Raw genomic sequence first — 25,755 nt, forward strand, 5'->3', positions numbered from 1 at the left:
GTAGCGAGGAGCGGACATGGCGAAAAGGGCGGCGCGCGGCGACGAGGCCGACTACGTCGTCGTCGGGTCGGGGAGCTCGGGTGCGGCGATCGCGGGGCGGCTGGCGGAGGCCGGGGCCAGCGTGATCGTCCTCGAAGCCGGCAAGAGCGACGAGCAGCTGCTCGTCCGGAAACCCGGGCTCGTCGGACCGATGCACGCCGTCCCGCAGCTCAAGAAACCGCTCGACTGGGGCTTCTACGGGGTGCCGCAGAAACACGTTCTCGATCGGCGGATGCCGGTGCCGCGCGGGCGGGTCGTCGGCGGCTCCAGCTCCATTAACGGCATGGTCTACGTCCGCGGCAACCGCGCCAACTTCGACTCCTGGGCCGCCGAGGGCAACGAAGGCTGGGACGCCGACAGCGTCAACGCCGCCTACAAACGCATGGAGGACTTCGAAGACGGCGAGAACGCCTTCCGCGGCGCCGGCGGCCCGATCCGGGTCACCCGCGCGAAGAACCCCCAAGAAGGCTCGCTCCAGTTCGTCGACGCCACCGCCGACGCGCTCGGCTGCAAGATCCTCGACGACTACAACGCCGAGTCCCAAGAGGGCGTCAGCCGGATGCAGCAGAACGCCGCCGACGGCCTGCGCTACAGCGCTTCGCGCGGGTACATCCACCACCTCGCGCCCTCGACGCTGCAGTTGCAGGACCGGGTGCTGGTCGAGAAGGTGCTGATCGAGAACGGCCGCGCGGTCGGCGTCGAGGTCCTCGACCGCGGCCGCCGGCGCACCGTCCGGGCCGGCCAGGAGGTCATCCTCTCCGCCGGCGTCATCGGGTCCGCGCAGCTGCTCATGCTGTCCGGCATCGGCCACGCCGAGCACCTCAGGGAACAGGGCATCGCCGTCGTCGCCGACCTGCCCGTCGGCGACAACATGCACGACCACATGTTCCACGCCCTGACGTTCCACGTCTCGACCAGCAAGAACAAGGGCACGGCACCGTACTTCGCCCGCGGGCTGGCCCGGGAGCTGCTCCGCCCCGGCACGACGTTCCTGGCGAACTCGGTCTTCGAGGCGGTCGCCTTCCTGCGCACCTCGCAGGCCGGCGCCGTCCCGGACCTGCAGCTGCACCTGCTGCCGTGGGCGTACGTGTCGCCCAACCAGGACGCGCCGATCCGGCACGACGTCGACAAGCGCCCCGCGCTCACCGTGCTGACCACGCTCATCTACCCGAAGAGCCGCGGCACGCTGCGGCTCGCCTCGGCCGACCCCGCCGCGGCGCCGCTCATCGACTTCCAGTACCTGTCCGACCCGGCCGACCTCGAGCTGCTCGGCGAAGGCTCGGAAATGGTGCGCGAGATCTTCGCGTCCAAGGCGTTCAAGGGCGCGGTCAAGGAGGAGATCCACCCGGGTGCGCAGCTGAAGGGCCAGGAACTGCGCGACGCGATCCTCAACCGCGCGACGTCGGTCTACCACGGCGTCGGCACCTGCCGGATGGGCGTCGACGAGCTCGCCGTCGTCGGCCCCGACCTGCGCGTGCGCGGCGTCGAGGGCCTGCGGGTCTGCGACGCCTCGATCATGCCGTCGATCACCGGCGGCAACACCAACGCGCCCTGCATCATGATCGGGGAAATGGGCGCCCAGCTCGTCCTCGGGAGCCGGTCATGACGCTCACGCCGCTCGAACTCACCCGTCCCGCTTCGGTCACCGACGCGTTCCTGGCCCAGCTCGTGGCGCGGGTACCCGGCTCGGCCGGCGCGAACTGGAAGCTCACCGAGGTCTACACCGGCGACCTGCTCGTCGAGCTGCCGCAGTCGACGCCGGACGACATCGAGCGGGCGTTCGCCGTTGCGCGCGAAGCCCAGCGGAAGTGGGCGGCCACGCCGGTCAAGGAACGGCTGGCGGTGTTCCGGCGGGCGCACGCGCTGTTCGTCGAGCGGGCGCGGACCGTCGCCGACCTGATCCAGGTCGAAAGCGGCAAGAACCGGCGGATGGCGATCGAGGAGACCTGCGACCCGCCGATGGTGATGAGCCACTACCTGAAGCGGGCGGCCCGGTTGCTGGCGCCGGCCAAGCGCGGCGGGCCGGTGCCGCTGCTGACGACGTCGACCGAGGTGCGGCTGCCCAAGGGGGTCGTCGGCATCATCGCGCCGTGGAACTTCCCGTTCGCCACCGGCGTTTCCGACGCCGTGCCGGCGCTGATGGCGGGCAACGCGGTCGTGCTGAAACCGGACAACAAGACGGCGCTTTCGCCGCTCTACGGCGTCCGGCTGCTGGAGGAAGCGGGCCTGCCGGAAGGGCTGTTCCAGGTGGTCTGCGGCGAGGGACCGGACGTCGGCCCCACCCTGATCGACCACGCCGACTACGTCATGTTCACCGGTTCGACGGCCACCGGCCGGGTGATCGGCGAGCGGGCGGGCCGCAACCTGATCGGCTGCTGCCTGGAGCTCGGCGGCAAGAACCCGATGATCGTCCTCCCGGACGCCGACATCGCCGAAGCCGTTCAGGGTGCGATCTTCGGCGCGTTCGGCAACACCGGCCAGATCTGCATGCACATCGAGCGGATCTACCTGCCGGAGTCCCGCTACGACGAGTTCAAGACGGCGTTCGTCGCGGCGGCCTCGGCCCTCGACGTCCGCGCGGCCTACGACTTCGGCCCGGACATGGGCTCGCTGGTCTCGCCCGACCACATGCGCCGCGTCAAGTCCCATGTGGACGATGCGGTCGCCAAGGGCGCCACCGTGTTGTGCGGCGGCAAGCCGCGCCCCGACCTCGGCCCCGCCTTCTTCGAGCCGACGATCCTCGAGGGCGTCACCTCGGACATGGTCTGCGGCGTCACGGAAACGTTCGGCCCGGTGGTGGCGCTGCACAAGTACCGCACGGTCGACGAAGCGGTGGCGCTGGCCAACGACACGGACTACGGGCTGAACGCGTCCGTGTGGAGCACCGACGTCACGGCGGCTCGCGCGGTGGCTGCCCGGATCGAGTCCGGCAACGTGAACGTGAACGACGTCCTCGCGACGGCTTACGCGGCCAAGGGGACGCCGTCCGGCGGGGTGAAGAACTCCGGCGTCGGGGCCCGCCACGGTGACCAGGGGCTGCTGAAGTACACGGACGTGCAGAACCTGGCCGTGCTGAAGAAGCAGGTCATGGGGCCCCGGCCGGGGCAGGGGTACGAGAAGTACGTCGAGAGCATGCTTTCCGGGTTGAAGCTGATGCGGAAGCTGCGGATCAGGTAGCGCTCGAGGCCGCTCACCCGTCGACCAGCAGTCCTCGCAACGGTCCCTGCAGCCGGGCCGCGCGGCGCGAGGCGCCCGGCAGCAGCACCAGCCGGTGGGTCCGGCGCTCGCCGCGGCGTTCCCGCTCGGACTGCTCCTCGGCCAGCGGCCGCCAGAGGTTGTCGACGACGTCCGCGGGATTCCTCCCTTCGAGCTCCGAGACCGGCCGGCCGAGGTGTTCGGCCCACAGCCGCAGCCTGGTCGTGCGGACCACGTCCGGGTCGTCGGTGGCGATGTTGACCTCGGTGTCGTTGAACAGCGAGTGCTCGTTGAGGTTGGCGGACCCGACCGTCAGCCAGGAGTCGTCCACGATGCCGAGCTTGGCGTGGACGTACACCGGCGCCGACTCGTCGCCGTCGTGGGCGCTGATGGTCGTGGCGAGCAGGCGGCGGTGGCCGTCGTCGGCGTCGAGCAGCCGGCCCAGCTGGCCGCGGGTGGTGTCCGAGCCGTTGCTCGGCTTGCGCGGCAGCAGCAGGACCACGCGGAAGTCTTCGTGCGGCGGGTGGCGGAGCTTGTCGAGCAGCACCTCGGCGATCTCCGGCGACCACAGGAACTGGTTCTCCAGGTAGACCAGCCGTTGCGCCGACCGCAGGGCGCGCAGGTAGCCGTCGAGGACGGTGAACTCGCCCTTCGGCAGGAAGTCGTAGGTGTCGTTCGGGACGGTCCGCAGCAGCTGGACGCGGCTGCCGCCGACCGGCCCCGGCACCGCGGGCGCCGGCAGGTCCTCGCCGGCGACCTCGACCCACCGCCGCCGGAAGTGCTCGGCGACGTCGGCGACCACCGGGCCGTCGAGCCGCGCCATCAGGTCGTGCCACCCGATCGGCCGCGGCGGGTGGTCCGGGCTGTCGTGCCGATCGCCTTCGAGCGCGGTGAGGTCGACGCCGCCGACGAAGGCGACGACGTCGTCGACGATCACCAGCTTCTCGTGGTGGCAGTGCAGGGTCCGCTCGCGGGCGTCGAGGACACAGCGGACGTCGGTGCCCTCGGTGAACTTCCGCTGTTCGGACCGAGCCAGCTTCCGCGACGGCTGGAAGGCGGGAAAGGGCGGCCCGGCCCACAGCAGGACGCGAACCCGGACACCTCGCCCGGCGGCCTCGGCGAGCAGTTCCCGCAGGGTGGGCGAGCCGGGCTCCCGCGTCAGCCGGAAGTCGGCGCTGGCGTGCCAGTTGGCGAGGTGCACGTACGATTTCGCGCTTCGGATGGCCTCGGCGACGGCGGGCAGCGATTCTTCACCGTCGATGAGCACCTCGACGCGGTTACCGTCGCGCACCGGGGCCCGGCCGCCGAGCGGGTCGTCCGAGCCGCCCGGTGCGAGCACGTCGCCCCAGCCGAGCCCCCGCAGGCGCCGCCGGTGGTGGGCGCACAGCACGCTCTCGAGCCCGTCGCCGAGCCGCTCGTCCACCTTGTCCAGGAAAGAGTGAAAAGGTCTCACCCGTCCTATGTCACTACAGATCGGCCCGGCTCGCCGTGCAGTAACGGTGAGTGATGTGCTCGCGACTCGACTTTCATGGAGCCTTTGGTGCTGAAGGTGGGCACGGCGGTCGTGAGCTCTGCCGTGAAGTCGTGGCTCACCAGCAGGAAGGGGAAGGTCGAGCGGGAAAGTTCACTGGCGGAGCTGGTGCAGGCCCGCATGGGCGGCGGCTTTTCCCGCCGTCGCTTCGACCGGGAGATCGAAGCACTGGTCGACGTGGTGTCCGAGCGGCTCCTGCTGGTGTGCCGGCAGGAGGTCCCGGACCTCGACGACGGGGAGCGGTCGGCGGCGCTGGCGGAAGTCGCGGCGGCCTTCGAACGAGCGGACCTGGCCGACGCCGACTTGTTCGAGGTCGACGTCGATCCGGCCAAGCTCGCCCGCCGCCTTCGCGCCACTCTGCCGGACGCGGCGGAACGCGCCGGTCTCAGCGAGGCCGCGACGTGGTTCCACCGCCGGGTCCTCGACGAGTGCTGCGGCTACTACGTCCGCCTCGTCGTGCACCTGACGCCGTTCGCGGCCAGGGCCGGGGCCGAGCTGCTCGGCCGGGTGTCGGGCTTGGCCGAACAGCTCGAACGCGTCCTCAACCGGCTGCCGGCGCCGACCTTGATGGCGCCCGACGGCACCGCGTCGGACGCGGCGTTCCGGTCCCGGTACCTGCGCCAGATCAGTGAGACGCTGGACGACCTCGAGCTGTTCGGGGTGGATACCCGCAGCTACCGTCCGCGGACCACGTTGAGCGTCGCCTACGTGAGCCTGACCGTCCGCGGCGCCGGCGCGGATTCCCGCGGGCCCGCCCACGAGATGCTTTCGTGGCGGGGCGATGCGATGCGCAGCCAGGACGGGTCCGTCCGCGCCGAGAGAGCACTGGCGACGGCCGGCCGCATCCTGATCCGCGGTGAAGCCGGCTCGGGCAAGTCGACGCTGCTGCGCTGGCTCGCGGTCAACGCCGCACGGGGGACGTTCCGCGACGAGCTGGCCGGCCTGAACGGGTACGTCCCGTTCCTGATCAAACTGCGCAGCTACTCCGGCCGGAGGCTGCCATCACCGGAGGAGTACCTCGACGGGACGGCGCAAGCGCTGACCGCGTTGATGCCGTCGGCCTGGGTCCACCGTCACCTGGCCTCGGGGCGCGCGCTCGTGCTCGTCGACGGCGTCGACGAGCTCACCGCCGACGAGCGAGGCGCGATAAGAGGGTGGCTGAAGGACCTGTGCCAGGCGTTCCCCGAGATCAGGCTTGTCCTCACGTCCCGGCCGGCCGCGGCCACCGAGACGTGGCTGAGTGCAGACGGGTTCAGGTCCGCCTGGATCGAGCACATGAGCCAGGCCGACGTCCGCGCTCTCGTCCGTCACTGGCACAAGGCGGTGCGCGATGCGGGGAGCATGCCGTGTGCCGAAGAGGATCTTCCCCGGTACGAAGGTGTCCTGCTCAGCCGCCTGGACGGCAACGCCCACCTGAGGGCCCTCGCGACGACACCGCTGCTGTGCGCCATGTTGTGCGCTCTCAACCTCGACCGTGCGTCGTTCCTCCCGCGCAACCGGCTCGAGCTCTACGTCACCGCGCTGGCCATGCTGCTGGAACGCCGGGACGTCGAGCGGCGCATCCCCGCTTCGCTGAAGATCGGTGACCGGGAAAGCCGTCAGCTGCTCCGGCACCTGGCTTGGCGGCTGTCGGTGAACGGCCGGTCGGAGCTGGGCCGGGAGGAGGCCGTCAGGCGCCTCGCCGAACGGCTCGCGACCATGCCACGGGGCGAGTACGACGCCGAGCAGGTGCTCGAACACCTCGTGCAGCGAAGCGGAATCGTCCGTGAGCCGACGCCGGGCCGGATCGACTTCGTGCACCGCACGTTCCAGGAGTTCCTGACCGCGGAGGAGGCTGCGGACCAGGGGGATGTCGGGTTGCTGGTGCAGAACGCGCACCTGGACCAGTGGCGGGACATCGTCGTGATGGCCGCGGGCCTGGCCAACGCGCCGGTGCGTGAGCAGCTGTTCAAGGGGCTGTTCGACCGGGCCGATGCGGAGCCGAGAACGCGCCGGAAGCTCCGCCTGCTCGCTGCGGCGGCGACCGAGTCGGCGCCTGCCTTGACGGTGGAGTTGACCGAACGCATGGAGCTGGCGCTGACCGCGCTGATTCCGCCGAGGGGGAAGTCCGAAGCCCGGTCCCTCGCCGCCGGCGGTGAAGTTCTGCTGCCAAGGCTTCTGGATACGCCTGCCGACCTTTCGGAGGCTGCGGCGGCGGCCACGGTGCGGACGGCGGCGTTGATCAACGGCCCGGAAGCGTGGCCGGTGCTGGAGAAGTTCAGCCGCGATCCGCGGCCGGGGGTGCAGAAGGAGCTGATCGCGGCTTGGCGGTACTTCGATCCGGACGAGTACGCCGCGCGGGTCCTCGCCGATGCGCCTTTGCTGGACGGGCATCTGTCGATCGAGGATCAGGCACTCTTGCCTGCGGTCCCCTGGCTACGCCACCTGAGCGACCTGAGCGTCGACCTTCGTGATATCACGGATCTGCAAGCGTTGGTGCGGCTTCCGTGCTTGCGCACAGTCCGCCTTACCGGCGACTTCGAAGATCTTGTTCCGCTGACACGGTGCACGGACTTGGAATTGTTGTTGCTGGCGCCTCGTAGCGATATCGATCACCAGGTCCTTCGTGGTATCCCCGGTCTCCGACACTTGTACTTGTATTCCCAAGCCGGGTCTCTGCCGAATCTCGAGGTCTTCCGATCCATGACGAGTCTGGTCTCGTTGGGCATGGAAGTTGGTGAGGAGGTCGAGGACCTCTCCCCACTCGGCGATCTGCGGGGCTTGACCCAGTTGAGTCTCTATTGCTATCCGGACGGGGCCGATTTCGGCTTCCTCGGAAGCCTGCCTGTTCTGGGACGGCTGGAGCTGGGCCGTACTCCCGACGGAGCCCGGCTGGGCGTCCGGGGTGGCTTGCGCCAACTGGCCAGCGAAGCTCCCGGGATCGCTGGTCTGGGATTACTGTACGTCCGTCCGATCGACGAAGTCGGCGAAATAGCTCGCTTCTCTGCCTTGGAATTCCTGTCCATCCGATATTGCCAGGTCGAAGACTTCACTCCGCTCGCCGCCGTCGGCGGCCTTCATACCCTGCAGATCGCCACGCCGGTCGATCCGGGCCAGTTGGCGCAGATCGCCCGGATGTCCCAGTTGAGCACGTTGGAGATCTTGTCGAATTTCGAAGACCGGCGGGACATCGACCTCTCCGGACTGGGCGATGTCAAGCTGACCGTCAGGGCCTACGCCGACCGGCATCGGATTGTCGGCGCAGGTCCGAGGATCAAGCTGAAATGGCTTTGACCTCCGTCAGAGGTCGAGCACCAGGCGCGGCGAACACGCGCGGGACACGCAGAGCATCATCACCTCGTTCTCCAGGCGCTCGTCCGCCGTCAGCACCGAGTCCCGGTGGTCCGGCTCGCCGCCGAGGACGCCCGTCTCGCAGGTTCCGCACGTGCCCTCCCGGCACGACGACAGCACCGTGACCCCCGCCTCCTCCACCACCTCGAGGATCGACCGGTCCGCGGGCACCGGCAGTACCACGCCCGAGCCGGCGAGCTCGACCTCGAACGCCGTGCGCGGGCCCTCGTCCGAAACCGGCGTGAAGCGCTCGACGTGCAGGTCGGCCGGGTTCAGCGCCTCCACCGCGGCCAGGAGTGGCTCCGGGCCGCAGCAGTACACCGCCGTGCCCGGACGGACGTCGGTGAGCAGGGAAGAAAGGTCCAGCAGGCCGTGTTCGTCCTGGGGGCGGAACGACACCCGGTCGCCGTGGGCGGCGAGCTCGGCCGTGAACGCCATCGACGACCGGGTGCGGCCGCCGTAGACCAGCTGCCAGTCATCGCCCGCGCGGTCCAGCATCGGCAGGATCGGGGTGATGCCGATGCCCCCCGCGATGAACAGGTACCGCGCGGCCTCCACCAGAGCGAAGTGGTTGCGGGGGCCGGAAACCGAAACCCGGTCGCCGGCGGACAGCTTGTCGTGCACGTACGCCGAGCCGCCGCGGCCGTCCCGCTCGTGCAGCACCGCCACCCGGTACGCCGACCTGTCCGCTGGGTCGCCGCACAGCGAGTACTGCCGCACGAAGCCCGGCAGGACGAGGTCGATGTGGGCTCCCGGCTCCCAGAGCGGCAGCGGCTCACCGCCGGGAAAGCGGAGGGTGAGGGCGACCACGCCGTCGGCGACGTCTTCCTTGCGGTCCACCACCAGTTCGAGCGTCATGAGTGTCCTTCGGGGTGGGCGAGCAGCCAGTCCCACAGCTGCACCGGATCTTCGAACTCGCGCTCGGCGCCGCAGTGGCAGACCGCGCGCAGCCGGTCGGTGCCGAGCACCCAGTGGATCCGGTAGACGCGGTCTCCGGCGAGCATCGGCCGGTTCACGACGTGACCATCCTCTGCAGCATGCGGCGGGCCGCGAGGCCGCCGGTATCGATGTTGATCGACAGCTCCTGGTAACCGTCCGGCTCGGTGGCGATCACCCGCTCGAGGACGTCGAGGGCTTCGACGTCCTGCAGCACCACCGTGCGGTTGTTCTCCGCCAGGAACGCCGACACGCCTTCGTCGTCGAGCGCGAAGTCCCGGGCCACCGCCCAGAAGTCGTGTGTCGAGTTCTCCGTTTCGGGCGTGATGGCGTAGACGACCTCGACGTGGAAGGCGTCCGGGTCGCTGCCGTCCGGGTTGGGCACGGACCCGACCGGTGCGATGCGGCTGTGCAGCTTGTACAGGCACGGCGGCGTGTACTCGATGTCCTGCCAGCGCGTGATGCGGCCCTCCAGGCCGGTCGACTTGGCGTAGAAGGGCGGGCACGCCGCGTCGGCCATGTGCCGCGAGACGTAGACGATCCCGGCTTCCTCGTCGACCTCGGTGGTGATCGGCGTTTCGGCGACCTCCGGGGTACCGATGTAGCCGCCGTGCAGGTAGGTCTCGTGGGACAGGTCGAGCAGGTTGTCCACCAGCAGCGAATACCGCGCCCGCAACGGTTCCATCCCGCGGACGGTGGTGTAGTCCGGCGAGTCGAGCCAGGGCGCCCGCGGGATCGCCGACGCGTCCGCCTTCGCCGGGTCACCGATGAACACCCAGACGAAGGAATCCTGTTCCACCAACGGGTAGTGCGTCAGCCGTGCGGTCCGTGGCACCCGGGTCTGCCCGGGGACGGCCACGCACTTGCCGTCGGCGCCGTAGGTGAAGCCGTGGTAGCCGCAGATGACCTGGTCGTCGACCAGCCGGGAGGGCGCCTGCGACAACGGGAACCGCCGGTGCACGCACCGGTCGGCCATCGCGGTCACGTTCCCGTCGCGGGTCCGCCAGAACAGGATCGGCTCACCGCAGACGGTGCGGCTGAACAGCTCGGCGCCGATCTCGGAGCCGTAGGCGGCGACGTACCACTGGTCGCGGGGAATGGCGCTCATGAGGTCGTCCTTTCGTGGTGGGCCGGGTCACAGCGTGGAGGAGCGACCCGGGTGCCACGAAGGCCGATTTCATAAGATGGAAAGCGCCCGGGAAATCGCGCGGGCGCTCGTCATCACCAGGGGCGCGAGGGCGTGCGGCGCGACGCTCCCGTACCGGACCACGAGCGACACCGCCGCGACCACCTGCCCCCGCGCGTCGTGGATCGGCGCGCCGACCGAGAGCGCGTCCAGCGTCACCTGGCGCTCGCTGATCGAGAACCCGTGCGTCCGGACGTCGGCGAGCATGTGCCGGAGCCGGTCCGGGTCGGTCACCGTCTCGCTCGTGTACCGCTCGATCGGGCTGCCCAGCGCCTCCTCCTGCACGGCGGCCGGCGCGTGGGCGAGCAGGACCAGCCCGACGCCCGTCGCGGTCAGGGCGAACCGGCCGCCGACGCGGGTCAGCACCGGCACCGCCCCGGAGCCGGCGATCCGCTCGATGTACACCACTTCGGCGCCTTCGCGCACGGCGAGCTGGACGTTCTCGCGCGTGATCTGCGAGAGGTCCTCCAGGAACGGCAGGGCGAGTTCCCGCAGGCCCAGCCCCCGCGGCGCGAGCGAGCCCAGCTCCCACAGCCGCAGCCCGACCCGGTAGACGCCGGTCTCGTCGCGCTCCAGCGCGCCCCACTCGCAGAACTCGCGCAGCAGCCGGTGCGCCGTCGCGGCCGGCAGCCCGGTCCGGCGGGCGACCTCGCTCAGCCGCAGGGCCGGCCGGTCCGGGGAGAACGCCTCCAGGACCCGCAGCGCGCGGCCGAGCACCGGCCCGGTGGCGCCGGGAACGCGACCTCGGTGCGGCACGGCGACCTCCGGCGGATACGCAGGCTCAGACGTCCACTATGCCCCGCGCGGCCCGGCGCGCCGCCGCGGCGTCCCGGCGCTCCTCGAAGCGGGACGCCTGCGTGTCGAGCCCCTTGAGGAACGTCGCCAGTTCCTCACGGGCGGCCTCGCCGGCCGCGCCGAGGCCGGTCAGGTCGAAGACCTTCCAGTACCGCAGCAGCGGCTGGACGACGTCGTCGTGGTGGATGCGCAGGTCGTAGATGCCGGCCTTGGCCATCAGCGCGGCCTTGCGCTGGAAGCTCGGGATCACCGCGCCCGGCATCGCGAAGTTCACCACCTCGTCGGTGATCGCGCGCACCATGGCGTCCGGCGAGATCTCCAGCGCCGCCTTGACCAGGTTGCGGTAGAAGACCATGTGGAGGTTCTCGTCCGTGGACACCCGGGACAGCAGCTTCTCGGCCAGCGGGTCCTGGGTGTAGCGGCCGGTGTTGCGGTGCGAGAGCCGCGTCGCGAGTTCCTGGAATGAGACGTACGCGCAGACGTTGAGCAGCGGCTTGTCGTCGGTGTCGTAGCCCGCCTGCATGGTCTCCATCCGCAGGCGCTCCAGCTCGACGGGGTCGACGGCGCGGGTGACCAGCAGGTAGTCGCGGATGCAGATGCCGTGCCGGCCCTCCTCGGCCGTCCACCGGTGCACCCAGGTGCCCCAGGCGCCGTCGCGGCCGAACGCGCGCTCGATCTCGCGGTGGTAGCTGGGCAGGTTGTCCTCGGTGAGCAGGTTGACCTCGAGGGCCGTCCGCGCGATCGGGCTCATCCGGGACTGCTCCGGGTCCCAGGCCTCCCCGCCGAGGTCGGCGAAGTCGCGCCCCTGGCTCCAGGGGACGTACTCGTGCGGCATCCACTCCTGGGCGGCGGCGAGGTGCCGGTTGAGGTTCTCTTCGACCGTGCCTTCCAGTTCGTGCAGCAGGCGGGTGGTTTCGGGGACCGGCATGGGGGAACGTCCTTCCGTACCTACGCGACCGTAACCTACGGTGCCGTAGGAAACGACAACGGACGCGGCCGTCCGGAGGTTCCCGTCAGTGCGTGAACTCGAAGACGTAGTCCTTGAGGATCGGCCCGAAGAAGGTCGTGGAAGTGACCCGCACCACAGCCTGCCCGGGAACGCTGCGAGCCTGGGAAAGCACTTCGCACCGCGCCGCCGGATCGCCCGGGACGACCTTCGTGATCCTGGGTGACGTCCCCGCCGGGACAGCCACGGTGAAGGACGGCGCGCCGGCGTCGAACCCGCCGATCCTTCGCCCGCCGACGACGATCTCGATCGCGAGGGGCCCGGCCGTGGGAACGGCCAGGCCGTTGAACTCCTGCCAGTAGCGCACGCACGTGTCGCGCCAGCTGCCCGCGTCGGCTTCGTGCGCGGCGAGCTTGGCCTTCACCTCGGCGAAGCGCCGGGCGTCGACGTGCCGTTCGAGCGCGTCCCATGCGTGGCGCAGCCACGACACGTAGTGGACGCCGGTCTGGTAGCGGTACACCAGCTCGTCCCAGAAGAGGCGGCCGCTGCGCAGCTTCCGGTCCCACGGCACGTGGTGGAACCACATCAGCAGGTTCTCGGGGACGGTGTCGATGTCGCCGTACCGGGCCGCGAGCACCGGGAAGTACTGCGCGGTGAAGCCGCTGCCGGTGGGGGAGCGGTCGTAGCCGAGCCCGGCGCGGTCGGCCTTGTTGTAGTACACCGGGCTCCAGTCGTCCCGCGCCAGGCGTTCGGCGGGGTTGGGGCCGTAGTGGTCGCTGGACCGGAACTGGTGCGCGACGCCGAGCGGGGTCTGGTAGCTCACCAGCGCCTCCCGCGAGCCCATCATCATCGTCACGATGGTGCGGACGACGAAGTCGCGGTTGCCCCAGGTCAGCCGGACCCAGTCTTCGGCGATGCCGCGGGCGTCGAGGGTCCAGTCCCAGGCCAGCCGGCCGAACGCGTACAGGTTCGCCTGCGCGAAGTGGTGCCCGGTCAGGTTGCCGGCGTTGCCGAAGTTGGCCACGCCGACGATCGCGCTGTCCGGATGCCCCTGGGCCGTGCCGTCCACGACGTGGCCGACCAGCCGCCGGGCCAGCAGCCGGCCGTCCGCCCCGGTGGCGTAGGTGTCGGACTTCAGCACCTCTTCCCACAGCGGGCCGAGGTAGCAGAGCATCGTGTTCTGCCCGGTGTACTCCTGGGTGATCTGCAGTTCGATGGCCTGGTTGGTGTGTTCCATCCGGCCGAAGAGCGGGTTCGCCGGCTCCCGGGCCTGGTAGTCGAGCGGTCCGTTCTTGGTCTGCAGGAACACGTTCCCGGCGAACCGGCCGGTCGTCCCGTCGGGCTGGGGCTCCTCGTCGATGGGGCCGAACTCCAGGTAGGCGCGCTTCAGCCGGTCGGCGTCGACGTCGGCGTTGTAGACGAACGTCCGCCAGAAGATCCGCATCCCGAGCGGCGCCACCGCCGCCGCCATCCCGTTGGCGCCGTCACCGTGGTCGTAGCCCAGGTCCTGGGGACCCGGCTGGCCTTCGGAGTTCGCCTTGACGGTGAACCCCATGAAGTCGGGAATGGCGGCCTGCAGCTGCCGGGCCCGGCGGGTCCACCAGTCCCGGAACTTCGCGCTGTAGGGATCGAGCTCCTCCCGGGTGAGGGTGTCGGGCGCGAACCGGGCGTCCGTCGGCGCCGCGTAGTTGATGGACACGGCCAGCCGGATCCCGTACGGGCGCAGCGCGTCCGCCAGGGCCGCTTCCTGCTCGATGGCGGCCGGGGTGAGGTAGAAGCTGTTGGCGTTGACGTTGTTGATCGTGATGCCGTTGATGCCGAGGGAGGCCATCGCCCGCGCGGCCACGAGGTACCGGTCGAGGATCACCGGCAGGTTCAGCGCGGCCGACGCGCCGGTGGCGGTGAAGTCGAACATCGCCCCGTTCTCGCCGTTCAGCCCGCCGGTGCCCGCCGGGTTGTTGCCGGCGTAGAGGCGTTCGGTCTCCCAGTAATTCAGGTACCGGTGGTTGATCCGGGGCACCGACGAGACGTCCAGGCCGGTGACGGACTGCTGCGCCTGGAGACGGCGGAGGAAGGCGAAAGTCCCGTACAGCGCGGCGAGATCGGTGTTGCCGGCGATGACGATCGACCGGTGCCCGCCCCGGGACAGCGAACGGATGAGGTAGCCGTCGTCACCGAGCCTCGCCAGGTCGCGGGCGGGCACGAGCCGGCGCACCCGCGGCGAGCTGTCCGGGGTGCCGACGACCACCGCGCGGTCGGGGAACCCGTCCTGCACCGGCACGGGCCGCCCCAGCAGCCCGCCGAGGCCCCGCACGAGTTCGTCCCGCGCCGCGCCCAGGGTGCTCTGCACCAGGTGCTCGGTGGAGCCGGGGGCCATGCTCAGGTTCGCGGTGTGGCGGTGGACCGGGGTCCGGTCGGCGTTCTCGACGACGATCGCGCCGAGGGCGGCCCGGTACCGGGCGAGGAGGCCGGGATCGGCGACCGGCTCGTAGCGCAGCCACAGGTCCGAGCCGTCGTAGTCACCCGGGAAGGTGCCCTGCGGACTCGCCGCCGCCGGAACGGCACCGAACATCGAGGTGGCCACGGCAGCGCCGCTGCCGATCAGGAAGGAACGCCGGCGCAACCGGCTCTGCTCGTTCTCGTCGCTGGAAGACACCGTGCCCCCATCGTGTTCACGAGTATTTAGTTCGCTTCCCGCACTATTGCGGGCGTGGTCCGCGGTGTCAAGAATTGGCGATATAGCTGGATTTTCCGAAAGTTTCGGCGTGTCGGCAGGCCGTGCTCCGGCCCGGCTGATCGGTCGTGCCAGACTTCGCGGCGATGCCCACCCCAGCCGATCTCGCCGACCTGCTCGACTGCGAGCACCGCAGCATCCTCGTCCAGGCGCTGGCCGCGGGCCTGCCGGGCGCGCCGCGGCCCGCGCCCGCCGAACCGGACCCGCGCCGCGGGCACGCCCCGGCGATGCTCGCCGGGTTCCGCGCCGCCGGACGCGAGGTCGCCGAGATCGACGTCCAGGACACTGCGCTCGCCGCGAAGGCGACGGAGGAGGCGCTGCGGTCCGGGGTCCCGGTGATCCACCGGGCCGTCTTCGCCGACGGCGAGTTCTCGGCGCAGGCCGACTTCCTGGTCCGCGACGGCGACGGCCGCTACGAGGTCCACGACGCGCAACCGGTCCGGCAGGCGACACCCGCCGCGGTCGTCCGGCTCACGGCGTGCGCCGACGCGGTGCGCCGCGCCGGCTGGCCGGCCGGGCCGCACCTGCATCTCAGGCTGACCGGCGGCGGCACCCGGACGCTGCGCGTCGAGGACTTCCGGCCCCTGGTCGACCGGCTGCGGACCCGGCTGGCGGGCCGGCCGCCGCGGCTGCCGGTGCCGCTGTGGGCCGACGAACGCCCGGCCTGCGCCGGCTGCGGGTTCGCCCAGCACTGTGCGTCCGCGCGGGAAGCCGACCGGGACCTTTCGCTGGTCGCCGGGATGCGCGGCGACCAGCGCCGCAAGCTGGTCGCCGCCGGGCTCGGCTCGATCGACGCGCTCGCCGCCGCCGGCCCGGACGACCGGCCGCGGGACCTGTCCGCGACGGCGTTCGCGGCCCTGCGCGCCCAGGCCGCGCTGCAGGTCCGGCAGGACACCACCGGCGAGGTCGCCTACGAGATCGTCGACCCCGGGGAGCTGGCCGCCCTGCCCGCCGCGGCGCCGGGCGACGTCTTCGTCGACCTGGCCGGCGACCCGCACGCCCTCGCCGGCGAAGGGCTGGAATACCTCTTCGGCGCTTTCGGCGACCGGCAGTTCACGCCGTTCTGGGCGCACAGCCGCGCCCAGGAGCGGCGGGCGTTCGAGGAGTTCGTCGACTTCGCCGCCGCGCGCGTCGCCGAGCACCCGGGCTCGCACGTCTACCACTACGCGCCGTACGAGGTCACCGCGATCAAGCGGCTCGCGGCGGTGCACGGCACCCGCGAGGAAACCGTCGACCACCTGCTGCGCAGCGGCGCGGTCGTCGACCTGCACGCGGTCGTGCGCAAGGCGCTGCGGGTGTCGCAGCGGTCGTACTCGATCCGTCATCTCGAGCCGCTCTACCAGCCCGGCGCCCGCGCGAAGACCGCCGTGTCCGACGTCGAGGCGTACGAGGAGTACCTGGCGCTCGCGCAGTCCGGCGAGCCGGAACGCGCCGACGAGGTCCTGCGCCGCATCGGCGAGAACACCGAGGACGACTGCGTTTCCGCGCAGCGGCTGTTCGAGTTCCTGCACCGGGTCCGCGCCGACGCGGGCATCGAGGTCCCGGAGCCGGAGGAGGAATCCGCCGAAGACGCGCTGCTGCGGGCGGCCGAGGAGGACGTCGCCGCCGAGCGGCGGGCCGAACGGGCCGCGCAGCTGGCCGCGCTGGTCGACCCCCTGCTCGACGGGCTGCCGGACGACCCGGCCCACTTCACCGCCGACGAACGGGCCCGTGCGCTGCTGGCGGCGTCGGTCGGCTACCACCGCCGCGAGACGAACCCGGCCTGGTGGGAGTACTTCCGCCAGCTCGCCGCCCCGCTCGGCGACCTCGAGGTGGACACCGCCTGCGCGGTGCCGGTCTCGCTGGAGGCGGGGGAGTGGGTGCCCCCGGCCGGGCGGGCGCGCACCGCGAAGCGGACGCTGCAGCTGGCCTGCGACCCAGACCGGCCGCACCCGTTCGCGCCCGGTGACGACGTGCGGCTGCGCTACGGCGACACCGCCCGCGACGCCAAGGTCGTCGCCGCGTCGGCCGTGGAGCTCACCCTGGAGGAGAGCTGCCCGCCGGACGCGACCACGAACGACCGGCCGAGCGCGGTGCTGCCGGGCAGCCCGGTGCGGCCCTCACCCAAGGACGAGGCCGTCGCCGACCTCGCGCGCCTGGTCGTCGACACGCTCCCGGAGCTGCCGCGGCACCCCGGCGTCGACCTGCTCCGGCGGACCCCGCCGCGGCTGCGGGGCGGGGCGGCGCTGCCGCCACCGGGCGAGGACCTGGTGGCCACGGTGATCGAGGCGGTCGACGCGCTCGACGGGTCGGCGCTGGCCGTGCAGGGGCCGCCGGGGGCGGGCAAGACCTACCTCGCGGGCCGGTTGATCGCCCGGCTGGTGCGGGCCGGGCGGACGGTCGCGGTCACCTCGACCAGCCACAAGGCCGTGGAAAACGTGCTGAGCGCGGCGAAGAAGAGCGCGCCGGAGCTGCCGTGCGCCAAGCGCGCGAAGAGGACGCCGGACCCCGCCGCGCCGTGGGACCAGCCGAAGAGCAACCCGGCGCTGGTGAAGTGGCGCGAGGAGCACGACACCGGGCACCTGGTCGGCGGCACGGCGTGGACGTTCGCCAACGCGGCGGTCCGCGAAGAACCCTTCGACCTGCTCATCATCGACGAGGCCGGCCAGTTCGCCCTGGCCGACGCGCTCGCGGTGTCGATGTGCGCCCGCAACGTCCTGTTGCTGGGCGACCCGCAGCAGCTGCCCCAGGTGGTGCAGGGCACGCACCCGGCGGGCGCCGAGGCCTCCGCGCTGGGCCACCTGATCGGCGAGGCCGACATCATGCCGGCGGCGCTGGGCTACTTCCTCGACGAGACCCGCCGCATGCACCCGGCCGTGTGCGAACCGGTGTCGAACCTGTCCTACGCCGGGCGGCTGCACGCCCACCCGTCGGCCGCGGACCGCGCCCTGGACGGCGTCGCCGCCGGGCTGTACCTGACCGAAGTGGACCACCAGGGCAACACGACCCGTTCGGTGGAGGAGGCCGCCGAGGTCGTCCGGCTGGTGTCCGAAGTGCACGGTCGCTTGTGGACCGACCACGGCCCGGCGCGGCCGCTGGGCGACCACGACATCCTGGTCGTCGCGCCCTACAACCTGCAGGCGCGCACGGTGAGCCGGGCGCTGGAGGACGCCGGGTTCCCCGGGGTCCGGGTGGGCACGGTCGACCGGTTCCAGGGCCAGGAGGCCCCGGTGGTGATCGCGACGATGACGTCGTCGTCGGCGGTCGACCTGCCGCGCGGGCTGGACTTCCTGCTGTCGCGGAACCGGCTGAACGTGGCGTTGTCCCGGGCCCAGGCGCTGGCGGTCCTGGTGTGTTCGCCGCGGCTCGTGGAGGCCGACATCCGGACCGTGGACCAGCTGCGCCTGGTCGCGGGCATGATCGGCCTGATGGCGGCGGCGCGGCCCTGGCCGGCGGGTCAGCTGGGCGGTTCGACCTCGCCGGCGTCCTCGTCGACGTCCTGAGAGCCGGGCTGCTTCCGGTCGGCTTCGGGGATCTCGACGTCGAGGTCCAGTTCGGGGGTGCCGGGCGGGGCCGGCACGTCCGGGGTCAGGGGGCGGTTTTCGGATTCGCTCATGGCCTGCGGTTACCCCGGATGCCGGTGATCAAGCCCGGGACTCGGGCGGGCCGGGGTGTCGCGAATGACTCATTCGGGACGCCCGAGGTCCCGAATGAGTCATTCGCGACCTCGGGCGGCGGGGTCAGGCGGGGTCAGGCGGGGTTGCGCGGCTTCGCCGGGTCCTCGCCGGCGAGTTCGGCCGGTGCCAGGTCGTCGAGGGGCTGCCAGCGGAACACCCCGGCGCCCTGGGCGTAGGCCAGGTGCCCGCCGAGCGCGCCGCCCGCACCCGTCGCCGCCAGACCCAGGAGGCTGAGGAGCCCTCCGCCGCGGCCACTGCGGCGAGCCAGGTAGGACGCGCCGAACAGCGCCGCCGCCGTCGCGTTGGCGGCCGCGTGGATCAGCCCGACCCGGCGTTGCCGCACGTCCAGGCCGGTGTAGTCGGCCAGGCCGAGCACGACCGCCGCCGGGACGGTCAGCAGACCGGTCGCGATCAGGCGGCGGGCGGCGTCGCGGCCGCCCGGGAGCAGGTCGAACACCGCCGAGCACAGCCAGGCGCCGATCGGGACCGTCACCACCAGGGGGTGCAGCGGGTGCCCCAGTGCGTGGCCGCGCAACTGGCGCGTCACGCCGCTTTCGCCGTTCAGCAGCCGCTGGAGCCCGGTCGCCGGGCCGTCGAGCGCCTCGGCGTCTTCGGCTTTCCGCAGGACTCGGTGCGCCCAAGCGGGCCGGGCGTGACCATCGCGCGTGGGATCCATACCGCGGCGGCTACCCCGCCGCGCGCCGGTCAACCGTGGCGGCGTGAGACCGCCGCGGTGAGCAGGTCGCCCGGCCGGGGCAGCGTGCCGATCAGCCGGGTGAACAGGCTGCGCCGGACCACCTTGCCGGGGTGGCTGCCGTGGACCTGCCCCGGTTCGTCCACACTGGAGTCGACGTTGTCGGTTCCGTTGTCCGGCAAGGCGTTGCGGAAGCTGCGGGAGCCGACTCGGCGCAGCGAAAGCAGCGCGTCGGCCAGCCCGGGGGAGAGCCGCTGGCCGAGGAAGAAGCCGGCCGTCGCGCCGCCGACCGGGATTTCGCGACGCGGGTGCGTCGAGGCGAACACGATGGTGTCGGCGACCGTCTCGGGCGCGTAAACGGGCGGCGGGGGCTTCGGCAGTGCGCCGAGCTTGCTGCGCGCGTGCTCGAAGAACGGCGTGTCGATGGCCCCGGGCAGGATGGTGGTGACGGCGATCGGGGCGCCTTCCTGCGCGAGTTCGATGCGCAGGCAGTCGTAGAAGCCGCGCAGGGCGAACTTGCTGGCGGTGTAGGGCGCGTGCAGCGGCACGGCCCGCACGCCTTCGGCCGACGCGACACCGATCACCGACCCGCCGCCGGCCCGGCGCAGGGCGGGCAGCACCGCGCGTACGCCGTGGACGTGGCCGAGGAAGTTGACCCGCAGGACGCGCTCGAACTCCTCGTCGGTGATGTCTTCGACGCGGCCGAACACGGCCACGCCGGCGAGGTTGACCCAGGTGTCGATCCGCCCGAACTCCGCTTCGGCGGCGCGGACCAGCGCGCGGACGGCGTCCGGATCGGCGATGTCGGTGGGGACGGCCAGCGCGGTACCCCCGCGGCCGGTGATCTCGCCGACCAGCGTGTCGAGGGCTTGCCTGGTGCGCCCGGCGCACACGACACGCGCACCCCGGGCGGCGAAGGCGAGCGCGGCGGCCCGCCCGATCCCGCTCGACGCGCCCATGAGCACGACCACCTGGTCGGACACCGGTCGGGGCATGACGCCTCCTCGTTGGTTCGCGATCCGGAAGGCGCCGGGTACCGCCGGTGGGCCCGGACAAACCCGGCGGGGGTTTCGCCGTCGCGCCAGCGGGAAGCCGGGGACCATGACCGAACCCGACCAGAGCTACGACCCGCCGCAGGACACCGGCGAACCGGACGCCGTCGAGACCGACCCGGCGGCGTTGAACAGCGCCGAGGACCTCGACGAAGACCGCATCCGCGCCGACCCCCTGGAAGAGGGGATGGATCCCCCGGAACACTGGTCGGGCGTGACGAAGTACGGGATGACCCCGTGGGAGCAGGCCCACCCGCGCGGCCTGGGCGACCGGATCGCGGAGGAACGCCCGGACCCGGCGACGGAGGTCCCGCCGGCCGGCACCGGGGCGCGCACGGACGTGGAGGCGGACCCGGACCCGGACACGGGGGCGACGCCGGAGGAGCCGGTCCAGCTGGAGGCCGTGGAGGGTGACGGCCCGCCGGTGGACACGGAACCGGACCAGGTGGGTGTCGAGGCCGGCCGGGCGACGGCCGCGGGGCCGGAGCAGGCGGCGTTGCACGTGGAGGGAGAGCGGCGGCAGGCGTGATCGGCTGAGGCCGGGCCGGGCGGCGGCTCACTCGCGGCCCGGCCCGGCCCGGCTCGGCCCAGCCCAGCGCGGCGCGGCCTGCGTGGCTCGGCCCGGCTCGGCCAGCCCGGCGCGGCCTGCGTGGGCTGATTCCGGCGTTGCCCGGCGCGGCTCGGACCGGCGCGGCCCGGCCCGGCGCGGCGCGGCGCGGCGCGGCCCGGCTCGGCCCGGTCCGGTCCGGCTCGGCCCTGCCCGGCCCGGTCCGGCTCGGCTCGGCTCGGCTCGGCCTGCGTGGCCGATTCTGGCGTTGCCCGGCCCGGTCTCGTCGGCGTGTGTCCCGGCCCCGGGCGGGTAGCCCGCCACCATGCCGGAAACCAGACGCTCCGCGTGGGCCGGAATCCTGACCGGGATCGGCGTGGCCGCCTTCCTCGATGAAACCGTCTTCCACCAGTTGCTGCACTGGCACCACTTCTACGATCGCTCGACCACCGAGGCCGGGCTCGTCTCCGACGGCCTCTTCCACGCCTTCGGCTTCTTCGCCGTCGTCTTCGGCCTCGTCCTCGTCGCCGACCTCCGGCGCGGGGACCGGCTCTCCGGCCGCGCCCTCGTCGGCGGCGTCCTCGCCGGGGTCGGCGCCTTCCAGCTCTACGACGGCACCATCCAGCACAAACTCCTCGGCCTGCACCAGATCCGCTACGCCGTCGACCTCACCCCTACGACTGGACGTGGAACGTCGTCGCCGTGCTGCTGATCGTCATCGGCGCCGTCCTGCTGCGCCGCGCGCGGGCGACCGCGTGAACGTTCTCCACCACGTGCCGGCGCTGCTCGCCTTCGCGGCCTACGAAGCCGGCGCGTGGCGGCTGCGGCGGCGCGGTGACCGGTGGCCGCCGATCCGGGACGTCGTCTTCGGTGCCGGGGCCGCCGCGGCGCTCGCGCCCGGCGGGTCGACGTTCACCGGGCACATGCTGCAGCACGTCCTGCTCGGCATGGTGGCGCCGGTCCTGATCGTGCTCGCCCGCCCGGTCACCCTGCTGCTGCGCGCGGTCCCGGCCGCAGCTCGCCGCCGCCTCAAGCGCCTCCTGGAAGCGGCCGGCGTGCTGGTCTTCCCGCCGGTCGCGGCCGTCCTGGAAGCGGGGAGCCTCTGGCTGCTCTACCGGACCGGCCTGTTCGCCGCGCTCGGGGACAGCCCCTGGCTGCACGTCCACGTCTTCCTGACCGGCCTGCTGTTCACCACCGCGGTGTGCCGGCTCGACCCGGTCCGCGACCGTGCCGGGCTCGGCGTCCGCGCGGGCGCCCTGATCGGCGCCGCCGCCGCGCACGCCGTGCTGGCCAAGACCCTGTACGTCTCCCTGCCGCCGGGGGTGGCGCTCGCGGTCGCGGACCGGCAGGCCGGCGCCGAGCTCATGTACTACGGCGGGGACGTCGTCGAACTCGGGCTCGCGCTGATCATCGCGCTGCAGTGGTACGCCGCCCGTGGCCGGGCCGAGGCCCGGAGCCGCCGAACGGGGGTGCCGCGCACCGCCCGTGGCTGATAAGCCTCTGCGCGTGACCATGGACACGATCGACCTCCACAGCATCAACCCGTGGGAGGTGTCCTTCCTGCGCGAGGAGGTCGGCGCCTACTTCGCCCACGGTGTCGGGCTCGCCCCCGGTGCGACCGTCCTCGACGTCGGCGCCAACGTCGGCGTCTTCTCCGCCGCCGTCTACGAACGGCTGGACGGCGACGTCCGGATCTTCGCCTTCGAGCCGCTTCCGCCCCTGCACGCGACGCTGGAGCGCAACGGCCGTGACTTCTTCGGCGGCCGGCTGAAAGCGCTGCCTTACGGACTGGCCGCCGCCGAGGACGAGCTCGACTTCAGCTACTTCCCGGCGGCGACCATCTTCTCCTCGTCGTGGCGCGACGCCGCGAACGTCGAGGACGAGCGGAAGCGGGTCACCGCCAGCGTCGTCGAGATGATCCGGCGCGGCGGGCTGGGCGCCGGGCTGCGCCGCGTGCCGGCGCCGATCCTGCGGGGGATCGTCGGGCGCAAGCTGCGGGTGATGCGGGAACTCGAAACCCACCGCGTCCGCGTCCGGCCGCTCTCGGCGGTGCTCGACGAGCTGGGCATCGAGCGCGTCGACCTGCTGAAGGTCGACGTCGAGGGCGCCGAGCTCGACGTCCTGCGCGGCCTGGAGGACCGGCACTGGCCGCTGGTCCGGCAGGCCGTCGTCGAGGTCGAAGGGTGGCGGCAGCACCGCGACACCGTCCGCGACGTCTTCGCCGCGCGCGGGTTCACCGTCGAGGCCGTGCAGGACCCCGTGCAGGAGGCCGCCGACATCGGGATGGTGTTCGCGGTCCGCTAAGGGCGCAGTTCGAGCCAGTCGAGGTTGATCGCGCCGGTGTCCCCCGGGGCGTAGGACAGGGTCACCACCGGGTCGCGGCCGGTGAGCGGGACGTCGGTGAAGGTCGTGGTGCCCCAGGCGTCCCAGCTGTCGGACACCTTCGGGAAGCCGACCTGCCGGACCGGCTGCCCGTCCACCGACAGCGTCATCGTCCGGGTGTCGTTGTCGGCGTTGGCGTACCGCACGGTGAACGCGGCGCGTTCCGGCGCGGTCGTGGTGCGGTGCACGGTGAACGACGTCGACGCGCCCTGCGCCCAGAGGCCGTCGAGGAACGCGCGGCCCGAGTAGCCGGTGTGGTTGACGTTCGTCTTCACGCCGCCGGTGTTGCGGGCGTCTTCGGCTTCGAGGTGTGCCGGGTCGGGGCAGCCGGTCAGGGCGGCGGTGCCCGCGGTGTCGGCGCAGCGGTCGCGGTCGTCGGGCACGCCGTCGCCGTCCCGGTCGCCGGCGGGCGCTCCGGTCAGGGTGATGGCGATCGTGTGGTCGCCGGTGAGCGTGTCCGGGATCGAGGCCGGGGCGGCCCGGCCGTCGACGCTGAAGGAGGCGATCGTGCTGCCCGCGCCGCGCAGGGCGATGGTGAGGTTCGCGCCGCGGTAGCGCAGGTTCCGCAGGGTGACGTCACCCCAGCCCGCCGGGAGGTGCGGGGCGAAGGACAGGCCGCGGTCGGTGAACGTCAGCCCGAACAGGCCGGTGTGGATCATGTCGAGGAACGCCGTGGCCGACCACGTCTGGTCCGGTTCGGACCCCCAGTGGAACTTCACCGTGTCGCCCAGCCGTTGCCAGCCGCCGTCGACGACCCCGGTGGAGCCGTTGTGGATTTCCCAGAAGCCGCTGTTGCCGCCGGCCAGCTTGGCCAGCCGCGCGGTTTCCGCCGCGAAGGCGTTCTGCTCACCCTGTCCGGCCAGGGCTTTCGCCCACAGGCCCAGGACGAGCGGCCAGACGATCGCGTTGTGCCGGCCGGGCTGCGCGTCGCTGTAGCGCGCCCAGTGCGGGAAGGTGTCGGGCATGCCCCACGGCAGCTCCCGGGCACGGGCGAGGATCGACCGCGCCTGCGCCGGGTTCGCGATGCCGAAGATGAGCGCGAACGCCAGCCCGGTGCCTTCCTGGAAGGCGCCGCGGGAGCCGTCGGCGAGCAGCTGGTAGTCGTACAGTCCGGTGGCGGGGTTCCAGAAGTTCCGGTTGATCGCCGTCCGCAGCGCGGCGGCCTTGCTCCGGTGGGCGGCGACCTCCGCCGCCGGACGGCCCAGCTTCGCGGCCATGTTCGCGGCGTTGACGTAGGCGGCGTAGTGGAGCTCGTTGGTGCTCAGGTACATCCCGCTCGCGACGCCGGGCCACGGCATGCTCCCGGTGCTGACCGACTCGGTCGCGTCGGCGGGCGGCGCGGGGTAGCCGGCGATGCCGTCGTTGAAGAAGGACGCGCCGGTGAACAGGCCGTAGGCCGGGTCGAACCCGGCCGTGGTGGCGTGTTCGCGGATCGCCAGGGTGGTCGCCGCGGTCCGGTAGGCGTTGCCGAGGAACGCCCGGTCGCCGGTGACGAGGTAGTGGTGCCACGCGGCGGTGACCCAGACCACCTGGTCCCACTGCTGGTCGTCCTGCTGCACGCGCAGGGCGCCGCCGGTGTCTTTGTCGACCACCGCCCACAGGGTGTTCTCCGCCAGCGCCGGATCGAGCAGGCTGGTGGCGTTCCAGCTGTTGATCGACGCGTCGCGCGTCCACGGCTGGTCGTAGCCGCCGCCCGCGCGGACGATGCCGGTCGCCGGGTCCAGCAGGCCGCTCCGGTCGTACCGCGCGTCGTACCCGATCGTGTTGGTGCGCAACAGGTTCTGCAGTGCGGCAGCGTAGGCGGTCCCGAACAGGGACTGGCTGTCCGGGTTGGCGAACGCGAGCGAGGGCGGTGCCGGGCTCGCCGTGGCCGGGGCGGCGCCGGCGAGCGTGCCGCACGCCGTCACCAGGGCCAGGAGCGTGGCGCCGATCCGCTGCGGGAATTTCATGACCTGTACCCCTTCCGGCCGGGCGCCATTGCACCACGGGAGGGACGGTCTCTCTCCGGATGCGCCCGGATCCTGTCCGTTTCTGTCCACCACGGCGACGGTCGGCCCGGTCACCGCGCGTGATCATGATCGGCCCGGCGACCCGGCCAGGTGGCAGCGGCGGGCTCCGCCGTTGCATACTGCTGGAATGGCGCGCAGGAACCCGGAGACCGCACGGTGAGTCCCCGAGAAGGGCCGTCGCGCCCGAAATTCGGCCGCATCGACCCGTTCTGCCTGATGGCGGTGCTGCCGGTGCTGCTCGTCGCCGGCATCCTCGGCGCGCTCGTCCACATCGGGCTGGGCATCGGCTTCGCGGTGTTCGCCGGCCTGATCCTGCTGTTCGACTCCTGGGTCAACCGGCCCCGGCCGGCACCGCGGGACGAGCGCCCGGCTCGCGCACCCCGCCCGGCGACCCCACCACCGGCCCGCGGACCCGCGCGCGCACCAGGCCGCGCGCCGGCTCGCGCACCCCGCCCCCAGGACGGCCGCGGCCCCGCCCGGGCACCGGCTCGCGCACCGGTGCGCCGCGCCGGTCCGCCGCCGGCCGGCGGTGACGGCTGGCGGTGACGGCCCCTCGCCTCGCCGCGGGGTGACTTCCGGCGTTTCGGATCGGCCCCGGTTCTCCGCGAACGGCCGGTCGCCCCTTCGGCTCGCGTGATCGAAGGGGCGACACGCGTGTTTGCAGGGTCGACACGCGTGATCGAAGGGTCGACACGGCCCGGAAACTGCCGTGAGCGGAGCCGG

Annotated in this window: 20 protein-coding genes; 9 read left to right on the plus strand and 11 right to left on the minus strand. The window is 72.3% G+C overall.

Annotated features, from left to right (window positions below; all coding sequences use genetic code 11):
- Positions 1 to 16: 16 nt before the first annotated feature.
- Together H5965_RS13120 and H5965_RS13125 are read left to right on the plus strand one after the other, a co-directional pair.
- Positions 17 to 1,645, plus strand: a complete 1,629-nt coding sequence (locus H5965_RS13120) for a GMC family oxidoreductase N-terminal domain-containing protein (RefSeq protein ID WP_310969937.1) — start codon at positions 17 to 19, stop codon at positions 1,643 to 1,645.
- Entirely contained in the window at positions 1,642 to 3,216 is a 1,575-nt protein-coding gene (locus tag H5965_RS13125; RefSeq protein WP_310969938.1) for a succinic semialdehyde dehydrogenase, read from the plus strand. Before H5965_RS13120 ends, H5965_RS13125 begins: the two co-directional genes overlap by 4 nt.
- A gap of 13 nt (positions 3,217 to 3,229) precedes the next feature.
- Here the strand turns inward: H5965_RS13125 and H5965_RS13130 are convergent, their stop codons facing one another.
- Positions 3,230 to 4,687: a phospholipase D-like domain-containing protein gene (locus H5965_RS13130; RefSeq protein ID WP_310969939.1), complete on the minus strand. Its 1,458-nt coding sequence runs from the start codon at positions 4,685 to 4,687 to the stop codon at positions 3,230 to 3,232.
- 87 nt (positions 4,688 to 4,774) lie between these two features.
- On the opposite strand from H5965_RS13130, the gene H5965_RS13135 reads away from it, so the two are divergent.
- Positions 4,775 to 8,038 carry an NACHT domain-containing protein gene (locus H5965_RS13135; protein ID WP_310969940.1) on the plus strand — a complete coding sequence of 1,088 codons (3,264 nt, stop codon included), beginning with the start codon at positions 4,775 to 4,777 and terminating at the stop codon, positions 8,036 to 8,038.
- Positions 8,039 to 8,044: 6 nt separating this feature from the next.
- On the opposite strand, the gene H5965_RS13140 is transcribed toward H5965_RS13135, so the two are convergent.
- The 6 genes from H5965_RS13140 to H5965_RS13165 form a co-directional block, all read right to left on the minus strand.
- On the minus strand, positions 8,045 to 8,953 hold the full coding sequence (locus H5965_RS13140) for a PDR/VanB family oxidoreductase (protein WP_310969941.1): 909 nt from the start codon (positions 8,951 to 8,953) through the stop codon (positions 8,045 to 8,047).
- On the minus strand, positions 8,950 to 9,111 hold the full coding sequence (locus H5965_RS13145; protein ID WP_310969942.1) for a hypothetical protein: 162 nt from the start codon (positions 9,109 to 9,111) through the stop codon (positions 8,950 to 8,952). Before H5965_RS13145 ends, H5965_RS13140 begins: the two co-directional genes overlap by 4 nt.
- Positions 9,108 to 10,139 carry an aromatic ring-hydroxylating dioxygenase subunit alpha gene (locus tag H5965_RS13150; RefSeq protein WP_310969943.1) on the minus strand — a complete coding sequence of 344 codons (1,032 nt, stop codon included), beginning with the start codon at positions 10,137 to 10,139 and terminating at the stop codon, positions 9,108 to 9,110. Before H5965_RS13150 ends, H5965_RS13145 begins: the two co-directional genes overlap by 4 nt.
- Positions 10,140 to 10,208: 69 nt before the next feature.
- Positions 10,209 to 10,973 carry an IclR family transcriptional regulator gene (locus H5965_RS13155; protein ID WP_310969944.1) on the minus strand — a complete coding sequence of 255 codons (765 nt, stop codon included), beginning with the start codon at positions 10,971 to 10,973 and terminating at the stop codon, positions 10,209 to 10,211.
- 25 nt (positions 10,974 to 10,998) lie between these two features.
- Complete coding sequence (locus tag H5965_RS13160) at positions 10,999 to 11,940, minus strand: acyl-ACP desaturase (protein WP_310969945.1); 942 nt, start codon at positions 11,938 to 11,940, stop codon at positions 10,999 to 11,001.
- An 85-nt stretch (positions 11,941 to 12,025) separates the two neighbouring features.
- Entirely contained in the window at positions 12,026 to 14,614 is a 2,589-nt protein-coding gene (locus H5965_RS13165; protein WP_310969946.1) for an alpha-glucuronidase family glycosyl hydrolase, read from the minus strand.
- 164 nt (positions 14,615 to 14,778) lie between these two features.
- Here H5965_RS13165 and H5965_RS13170 point away from each other — a divergent pair, with 164 nt between their 5' ends.
- Positions 14,779 to 18,174: a TM0106 family RecB-like putative nuclease gene (locus H5965_RS13170; RefSeq protein ID WP_310969947.1), complete on the plus strand. Its 3,396-nt coding sequence runs from the start codon at positions 14,779 to 14,781 to the stop codon at positions 18,172 to 18,174.
- On the opposite strand, the gene H5965_RS13175 is transcribed toward H5965_RS13170, so the two are convergent.
- The 3 genes from H5965_RS13175 to H5965_RS13185 all read right to left on the minus strand — a co-directional run bounded on the left by H5965_RS13175 (position 18,129) and on the right by H5965_RS13185 (position 20,037).
- Complete coding sequence (locus H5965_RS13175) at positions 18,129 to 18,287, minus strand: hypothetical protein (RefSeq protein ID WP_310969948.1); 159 nt, start codon at positions 18,285 to 18,287, stop codon at positions 18,129 to 18,131. The genes H5965_RS13170 and H5965_RS13175 overlap by 46 nt on opposite strands.
- A 134-nt stretch (positions 18,288 to 18,421) precedes the next feature.
- On the minus strand, positions 18,422 to 19,024 hold the full coding sequence (locus tag H5965_RS13180; RefSeq protein WP_310969949.1) for a DUF2231 domain-containing protein: 603 nt from the start codon (positions 19,022 to 19,024) through the stop codon (positions 18,422 to 18,424).
- Between the two features lie 29 nt (positions 19,025 to 19,053).
- Complete coding sequence (locus tag H5965_RS13185; protein ID WP_310969950.1) at positions 19,054 to 20,037, minus strand: SDR family oxidoreductase; 984 nt, start codon at positions 20,035 to 20,037, stop codon at positions 19,054 to 19,056.
- A gap of 106 nt (positions 20,038 to 20,143) precedes the next feature.
- On the opposite strand from H5965_RS13185, the gene H5965_RS13190 reads away from it, so the two are divergent.
- From H5965_RS13190 to H5965_RS13205, 4 genes are all read left to right on the plus strand, one after another.
- Positions 20,144 to 20,623: a hypothetical protein gene (locus H5965_RS13190; protein ID WP_310969951.1), complete on the plus strand. Its 480-nt coding sequence runs from the start codon at positions 20,144 to 20,146 to the stop codon at positions 20,621 to 20,623.
- A 343-nt stretch (positions 20,624 to 20,966) separates the two neighbouring features.
- The gene (locus H5965_RS13195) at positions 20,967 to 21,353 is read left to right on the plus strand and encodes a DUF2243 domain-containing protein (RefSeq protein WP_310969952.1); all 387 of its coding nucleotides are present in this window, start codon (positions 20,967 to 20,969) and stop codon (positions 21,351 to 21,353) included.
- Between the two features lie 43 nt (positions 21,354 to 21,396).
- Entirely contained in the window at positions 21,397 to 22,134 is a 738-nt protein-coding gene (locus tag H5965_RS13200) for a cytochrome c oxidase assembly protein (protein WP_310969953.1), read from the plus strand.
- Between the two features lie 19 nt (positions 22,135 to 22,153).
- Positions 22,154 to 22,945 carry an FkbM family methyltransferase gene (locus H5965_RS13205; RefSeq protein ID WP_310970585.1) on the plus strand — a complete coding sequence of 264 codons (792 nt, stop codon included), beginning with the start codon at positions 22,154 to 22,156 and terminating at the stop codon, positions 22,943 to 22,945.
- Here H5965_RS13205 and H5965_RS13210 read toward each other — a convergent pair.
- Positions 22,942 to 24,972 carry a glycosyl hydrolase family 65 protein gene (locus H5965_RS13210; RefSeq protein WP_310969954.1) on the minus strand — a complete coding sequence of 677 codons (2,031 nt, stop codon included), beginning with the start codon at positions 24,970 to 24,972 and terminating at the stop codon, positions 22,942 to 22,944. The two genes, H5965_RS13205 and H5965_RS13210, sit on opposite strands and share 4 nt — an antisense overlap.
- A 216-nt stretch (positions 24,973 to 25,188) precedes the next feature.
- On the opposite strand from H5965_RS13210, the gene H5965_RS13215 reads away from it, so the two are divergent.
- Positions 25,189 to 25,578 carry a hypothetical protein gene (locus tag H5965_RS13215; RefSeq protein WP_310969955.1) on the plus strand — a complete coding sequence of 130 codons (390 nt, stop codon included), beginning with the start codon at positions 25,189 to 25,191 and terminating at the stop codon, positions 25,576 to 25,578.
- Positions 25,579 to 25,755: the final 177 nt, after the last annotated feature.

It is taken from the genome of Amycolatopsis sp. 505, assembly GCF_031625235.1.
Lineage (GTDB): Bacteria > Actinomycetota > Actinomycetes > Mycobacteriales > Pseudonocardiaceae > Amycolatopsis.